The organism is Nostoc sp. (genome assembly GCF_036919595.1).
Classification (GTDB): Bacteria; Cyanobacteriota; Cyanobacteriia; order Cyanobacteriales; family Nostocaceae; genus Nostoc.
In genome coordinates, this window is the sequence record NZ_JBALCO010000069.1 from 65,067 (window position 1) to 71,955 (window position 6,889).

The 6,889-nt window shown below is 44.5% G+C and carries 6 protein-coding genes and 2 pseudogenes; 2 read left to right on the forward strand and 6 right to left on the reverse strand.

The features are described 5' to 3' along the window. Window positions 1-62: 62 nt before the first annotated feature. Entirely contained in the window at window positions 63-1,232 is a 1,170-nt protein-coding gene (locus V7K21_RS09810) for a homocysteine biosynthesis protein (RefSeq protein ID WP_334795774.1), read from the forward strand. A 115-nt stretch (window positions 1,233-1,347) separates the two neighbouring features. Here the strand turns inward: V7K21_RS09810 and V7K21_RS09815 are convergent, their stop codons facing one another. Continuing rightward, window positions 1,348-2,370, reverse strand: coding sequence for a hypothetical protein (locus tag V7K21_RS09815; RefSeq protein ID WP_334795776.1), 1,023 nt, complete (start codon window positions 2,368-2,370; stop codon window positions 1,348-1,350). Window positions 2,371-2,748: 378 nt separating this feature from the next. Between V7K21_RS09815 and V7K21_RS09820 the strand changes: the two genes are divergently transcribed. Next, window positions 2,749-3,642 carry a tetratricopeptide repeat protein gene (locus tag V7K21_RS09820; protein WP_335173688.1) on the forward strand — a complete coding sequence of 298 codons (894 nt, stop codon included), beginning with the start codon at window positions 2,749-2,751 and terminating at the stop codon, window positions 3,640-3,642. Window positions 3,643-3,929: 287 nt separating this feature from the next. On the opposite strand, the gene V7K21_RS09825 is transcribed toward V7K21_RS09820, so the two are convergent. The 5 genes and pseudogenes from V7K21_RS09825 to V7K21_RS30650 all read right to left on the reverse strand — a co-directional run. Next, complete coding sequence (locus tag V7K21_RS09825) at window positions 3,930-4,550, reverse strand: TMEM165/GDT1 family protein (protein WP_335173690.1); 621 nt, start codon at window positions 4,548-4,550, stop codon at window positions 3,930-3,932. A gap of 294 nt (window positions 4,551-4,844) precedes the next feature. Beyond that, a complete protein-coding gene (locus V7K21_RS09830; protein ID WP_335173692.1) occupies window positions 4,845-5,312 on the reverse strand; it encodes a DUF29 domain-containing protein in 468 nt (155 codons plus the stop codon). Then, window positions 5,309-6,274 carry a protochlorophyllide reductase gene (locus V7K21_RS09835; protein ID WP_335173694.1) on the reverse strand — a complete coding sequence of 322 codons (966 nt, stop codon included), beginning with the start codon at window positions 6,272-6,274 and terminating at the stop codon, window positions 5,309-5,311. Before V7K21_RS09835 ends, V7K21_RS09830 begins: the two co-directional genes overlap by 4 nt. Before the next feature lie 111 nt (window positions 6,275-6,385). Next, window positions 6,386-6,695: pseudogene (locus V7K21_RS09840) on the reverse strand (succinate dehydrogenase/fumarate reductase flavoprotein subunit); the annotation flags it as partial. Further along, window positions 6,695-6,800: pseudogene (locus V7K21_RS30650) on the reverse strand (protochlorophyllide oxidoreductase); the annotation flags it as partial. The pseudogenes V7K21_RS09840 and V7K21_RS30650, both read right to left, overlap by 1 nt. Window positions 6,801-6,889 lie beyond the last annotated feature (89 nt).

Here is a 6,889-nt window from a genome sequence, read left to right on the forward strand (position 1 = left end):
GAGTCTGTGATTTATCAAGATATCCTTCAAAGAGGAAGACAGGAAGCACTAGCACTGATAAAATGCGAACAATTGCCGAAATTAATGAGAAAATCAGCCGCCAACGTGCGGTAGTGTTGACAACTGAAGAATTAAAAGCACGAGTTGTAGAAATCGGTGTTACTAAAGCTGCTAAAGAAGTTGATGTAATTACCACTGGCACGTTTGAGCCGATGGAATCAAGTGGTGCAATTATCAATCTCGGACACACTGACCCCCCGATAAAAATTCGCCGTTGCTGGTTAGATGGCGTGCCAGCATACTCTGGTTTTGGGGCAGTAGATTTATATTTGGGTGCGAGTTGTGCTGTGGAAACGATGGATGGGGAAGAAGTCCGAGAACGCGGCGGGGGTCATGTAATCGAAGATTTGATCGCTGGTAAACCTATACACGTCAAAGCACAGGGACAAGTAACAGATTGTTATCCTAGAGCAACTTTTGAAACTACAGTTACTAGTGACACGATTAATCAGTTTTATTTATTCAATCCACGCAATCTTTATCAAAATTTTATTGTTGGGGTAAATGGTGGCGATCGCCCTCTCTTCACTTACCTCGGTCCTTTACAACCGCGTCTGGGGAATGCCGTTTACTCTAATCCCGGTGCTATTTCCCCCTTATTCAACGACCCCGATTTGCAACTCGTTGGTATAGGTACAAGAATTTTTTTAGGCGGCGGTGTTGGCTATGTCGCTTGGGAAGGCACTCAGCACTTCCCTTTACAAAAGCGTTTAGCTAATCGGACACCGATTGGACCTTCCGCCACTTTAGCTTTAATTGGTGATGCCAAGCAAATGGATGCTCATTGGGTGCGAGGTTGTTATTTCAAAAGTTATGGTCCTTCTTTGATGTTAGGCGTTGGTGTACCACTGCCTGTATTAAATGAACAAGTAGTTGAACACTGTGCCGTGCAAAATAAAGATTTAGTAGCCCCAATAGTAGATTTTTCTATTCCCCGGCGCGTCCGTCCCACTTTTGGTTTAGTAAGTTACGCTCAACTCAAGTCTGGGAGCATCACCATTGAGGGCAAAGCAGTACGCGTTGCCCCTTTAGCGAGTTTGTTTTTTTCTAGGCAAGTCGCCCTAGAACTGAAAAAGTGGATCGAAGCAGGTACGTTTACCCTTACAGAACCAGTTTCCCCGATTCCGATGGAGCGATCTTTTCTACCCCAAGACCGTCGAACGGATTTTTGATATCGGAGACTGGGGAGTAAGAATTTTAGATTTTAGATTTTGGATTAAAGAATTGAAATTTAATCTAAAATCATCAATCCAAAATCTAAAATTGAATTGCCCCATGCCCAAAGCCCTACTCTTGATTTGGTTTTGGTCGCTTGATGGGCTTAGGAGCGGGCGTTTTTGGTATAGGTTTTGACACTACAGAAGAGTCGCCGCTTGCGCCTGTTTTCTTGATGGGACGAGGGGTTTCGCCACTGCGTTTGGGGGGGAATGGTTTTCTACCACCAGCAGCACTACCACCAGCACGAGGACCACCTTTGAATGGTGGTTTGCGTTTTTTGGGCAAGTCAGCGATCGCCTCAGCTTTTTCTACTATCAAAACGTCAGCTTCCCGCTTGGCTTGGAAGTCCCAGAACTTTCCTACTGCTTTGGTGGTCAGCACACCCCTCAATTTCAACTTAAAATATTTGGGTTTGTCATTTGGTTTGCGTGCAGCCTGCCTAATTTTGACTACTAAGCTCTTAGCGTCAAAAGACTGGTATACTACCTCACCACGAACAGAAAAACCACCATCTGTAACTTCTGATGAGGGTATTAAGGCAGTTGTACTTAATTCAGAGTTTTCGGATAAGCCATGATCAGGGGTCTGTACCTCTTGCAACTCTAAGTCGGACTCGTCCTCATCTATTGAGTTTTTAGCCAGATTTTCTGGCTCCCAAACTCCGACGATTTGGATGTGCAAGGTATCATTTTCTTGTCTTGTGCGTGGATATACCACCCACAAATGTTCTTTTTCTAAGTCTAGGTGATTTTTAACTAAGCTCATAATCCGGCCTAGGAGGACGGCATTGAGTTCTACACCATCTTTGGTCAGCAGCGTACCTTGAGTAAATTGTTCGCTGCTAGCATGATAGCGACCCCGGACTAACCCGATCGCTCGGTACTGCATCGGTTCGCTGGGAGGCGGAATCGGTTGCTGTCGATTGGCAAACCCATCATTTGAGTCAGTCTCACTGGGTTTGACAGGCGAATTTTCAGATTTAGAGGAGTGGGCTGCTATGTGAACATTAGCGGCTGCCTCTACGTTAGTTGGGCCCTGGTTAGAGGCAGAAGAATTGGAGGATTCAGGCAACGGCATCAGGTCGGAATTCATAAAAACTCCTTGCGGCACAGACACATCCCATTGTGGGATTTTACAAAGGCAGCTGGAAAGAGCATTTGTGCGACTAATGAAAATATATTTGCTTTTCACAAAGTCACACTAGGGTACTCTATACAATACTAAAGGCGCTAAATTTAGTGTTTATACACTAAATGTGTAATTTAGCGCCTTTACACTAGTTTCGGAAGCATATCATAGCTACAATTCTGACGGCTCCTCCTAAAGTCATCACTTACTTTAGCAGTGTAGATAGTTAATTGTTATAAAATTCACAGGCAATTGGCGGTATTCCGCAAAGTTTTGGAAATTTTTAACTTTACGATTTGTGTAAATGATAATGTCATTAAAATTTAGGAGAAAGACAAAATTGTGTCTCAACCGCGCAATCGTTGGATAGTTCAAGTCGTCTTAGCGCTGGCAATTCTTGCTTTTGTAGGTGTTTCAGTGATTCCCATAATTGGAGCATTTAATAATACACCACTCTCAAACCAGAATATCGCTAGCACCAGAGGCACTTTGCCCTCCGCTGACCAAAAATCAAAACTGGAAGACGAAGTACGGGGTTATGAACAGGTTTTGCAAAGGGAACCAGAAAATCAGACTGCGCTTAAAGGCTTATTGCAGGCGCGACTACAACTACTGAGTCAAAAAGAAAAAAGTGAGGTTAAACCAGCTGATATTCAAGTCGTCATTGAACCTTTAGAAAAACTAGCCAAGCTGAATCCCGAACAGTCAGAATATTCAGTGCTACTGGCTCAAGCCAAACAGCAAATTGGCGATCGCGAAGGAGCCGCTCAAGCTTACCGCTCGGTTTTGTCCACGAAACCAGGCGATTTGAAGGCTTTACAAGGAATGGTGGCTCTGTTGATCAGTCAGCAACGCCCAGAAGCGGCCATTGGTTTGCTGCAAGAAACCCTCTCTAACGCAGCCCAAGCAAATACAATTCAATCTGGAAGTGTAGATACAGTAGCTGTACAAGTACTGTTAGGTTCTGTTCACGCTTCCCAGAAACGCTACGCTCAAGCTAGCTCTGTATATGACCAAGCAATTAAGAAAGATCCCGAGGATTTTCGCCCTGTTGTGGCAAAAGCGATGCTCCTAAAACAACAGGGCAAAGACGCAGATGCAAAACTTTTGTTTAATAGTGCCGCAGCTTTAGCACCTGCTCAGTACAAAGATGAAATTAAAAACGCAGCAACGGCTTCCCCTATCCCAAATCCTGCTGCATCTCCCGCACCATCATTGGAGAGCACTCCCAAGTAATGGGCATTGGGCAATTCAATTTTGGATAATGGAATTGATGATAGCGCAGCGTAAAGCCTGCGGCATGGCAACTCTTAGAGGCGTTGCGCCAACGCTTAGAGCTAGTCCGCGTACCCTTTCCCTACGGGACGCTACGCGAACGGGGAAGCAAGCTAGCAAGAGCGTCTCGTAGAGAGCGTCTTTTAGATTAAATTTCAATTCTTTAATCTAAAATCGTTCGACTTAGCGTAGCCGAAGTCTAAAATCTAAAATTCTTACTCCCCAGTCTCCTCGTCCCCCTCATCCCCTCACGCTCCTTCAATGGCAGCAACAACACCAAAGACCAAAAACAGGCATCCGCCAATTAGGGTAAGTTGACGCTCAGAAATGCGTCCGGCAATCATTTTTCCGCCGATAACTGCGATCACAGCACAAATGGCATGTCCGAAAATTGCACCTATTGTCACTCCAATTGGATTATTTCCGGCTGCTAGGGCAATGGTGGCAATTTGGGTGCGATCGCCCCACTCTGCCATAAATGTCAACACAAAGGCTTCTATTACAATTCCCAAGGAAGTCTTTTGCTTTGGCAGCTGCAAATCTGCTTTTTTCACCGCAGCTTCGGCCTCTTGTACAACTTCTGTATCACAAGCCGCTGCGGACATCTTACTAGCGTCATATAACAGCTTGATACCAAAGGCAATAAACAAAGCTATTTCGGCGTAATGAATATAAACTTTCGGTAACAAAGATACCACTTGTCCAAATAGCACCGAAAGGATTGTCATCGCGGCTAAAGCGGCTGTCACACCTGTAAATACTAGTCGCCGCGGGTGGTGCATTGCCAAAATCACAGCAATAAAAAATGTTTTATCGCCTAATTCTGAAACTGTAATTAATAATAAAGCTGCGGTAAAAGCTGTTAACACTCTCTCAAGCTCCTGAAGAATCGTTTACCGATGTGAAGCTTGATGAGAACCAAAAGACCTCACCAAGTTTACACTTTTCGGTGTGAACTTAGTGAAGGTCTCGCTTTCAAATATTTACTACTTGCCACCTGAACCAGGCTCATCGCCAGTATGTTGATTCAGATGTACTGGCTTTGAAGTTTTTTTGCCAGCAGCTACTCCCCTTCTATGCGATTATAATTGTACATCTGTTACAGGTAGAAGTCAAGATTAGGGAATAGAGACTAAAGCGGCACATACAGCCCGATTCAGTGGTTACTGAGGTAAAAACTCATCATCTGTGACTACTGGTGGCTGGTATGGACATACCACAGGAAAGGATTTCACTGACAAACCAGTTTCAGCTTTTGCTTGGTTTACTGCTTGTGCATAACACTCTACAAAAACGATTTCAAGATAGGATTTGAGACTAGGCGAATCATCTAGAGCTTCTTTAACACGTCTACGATGTTCAATAATGCTTCCTTTACAACTACCACTTCTTTTTTGCGGTTGAAATTGCCAATTGAGCAAATGCACCAGAATTACAATCAAATTACTCTTGAAACTTCGACCCTCACTCCTTCCCATGTCGGCAATTTCTTCGATGACGTTCTCCCAATCCACCTTCGCATAATCCTGACCTTGCAATTTTTCCACAGTCGTTTCTATGCATTGCAAGTAATCAGTCTCATATAGCGTTTGGGAATGTGCCTTTAGGGAAGACATGGCAGTTTCCATCATGCAAGTTCAACCAACTTGGCGCTTAGTTGCCACATGCGATCGCCTTTGTCATCATCACGCGCTTGAGGAGAAACCTTTTGAACAAAGGACTTGCCATGTTCCTTCTGGCGATTTCCCCAACTCCAATAAGCACCAGATTGATTGTACTCAGGATCGGCAACTACCGCCGCAACCCGTTCTCCCGCCAACTCCTGAGACACATATCCCCCAGTGATGTACTTCTGGAATAATGGGAAGATTTTCTGAAACAGGGGATAGTGGTTTCGGAATAGCGGTGTTTCTGCAACACATCCCGGATAGAGAGAATTGAAGACGATACCAGTTGACTCGTGATAGCGCTGATGCAGTTCCCGCATAGTCAGCACATTGCAAACCTTGCTGTCCTTGTAAGCTTTGACTGGTTCAAATTTCTTGCCGTCAATCATCGAGATTGGCTCTTTAAATCCTTCTGCAAAGCCTTGCAAATCCCCCAAGTCTGGACGCGGCGGAATTTTCCCACCTAGTTCGTCAGGATTGTGGGTGACAGTTCCTAAAATTACCAGCCTTGGCTCAGAAGATGATGACTTCTTCAGATCCTCTAGCATTAAGTTACACAAAAGGAAATGTCCAAGGTGATTTGTCGCAACACTTAACTCAAATCCTTCTGGGCTTCGCAATGGCTCCTTTAACAAAGGCATATAAATTGCGGCGTTGCACACCAAAGCGTCTAGGGAGTTACCGCTTGCTCGGAAGTTCTTCACAAATTGTCGAACGCTATCCATTGAGCCAAGGTCGATATGCATGATAGTGTAGTTGCCCTGGTAGGGGATTCCCACAGATTGGGCTGCAAGTTGAGCTTTCGCTATATCTCTACAGGCCATCACTACGTACCATCCCTTTTGAGCAAGAGCCTTGGCAGCGTACAAACCGACCCCTGAAGAGGCGCCTGTGATTACAACCGTTGACTTCCTATCCTGTACCATTCTATTCAGACTCTGTTAATCACCTTTTACTATCCTCAGGATTTTACATCACCGAGTTACTACATCTGCCCGGAACTTCTAATCGTCAAACGGCAAATTCCGTAATCGCTATTCTTCTAATTTGTGTAACCCTTGACTCATTAATGCCTCAGTGCGGAAAACACCACAGTACTGAGTCATACAATCCTGGAAGGCTTGACGGACATGGTTAATGCGGTACTGTCCTGGTTGTTCTAGCAAAGCTTGAATTTGTTGCTGGGCTTCCGTTACATAGCGTTGCTCATCTACAGAAGGCAACTTCCGTTTTTGCACAAATTGGGCGATCGCAGCTCCAGTTCTTTTGCCATAAACGACACATTCTAGCAAGGAATTACTCCCCAAGGGATTAGCACCGATGTACGGAAACAGAAGATGTTTTGCCTTCAGATCCTTTAGCATCAAGTTGCACAATATGGAAATGACCCAGATGATTTGTGGCAACGCTTAACTCGTATCCTTCTAGACTGCGTAACGGCTCCTTTATTAGACCTCTTGCAGAATTATTTTTATGTTATAATAGAAGGCTTTGCTTCCATACTAATGAGGTGGAATAATTGAGAAACGTGATACTTGGGT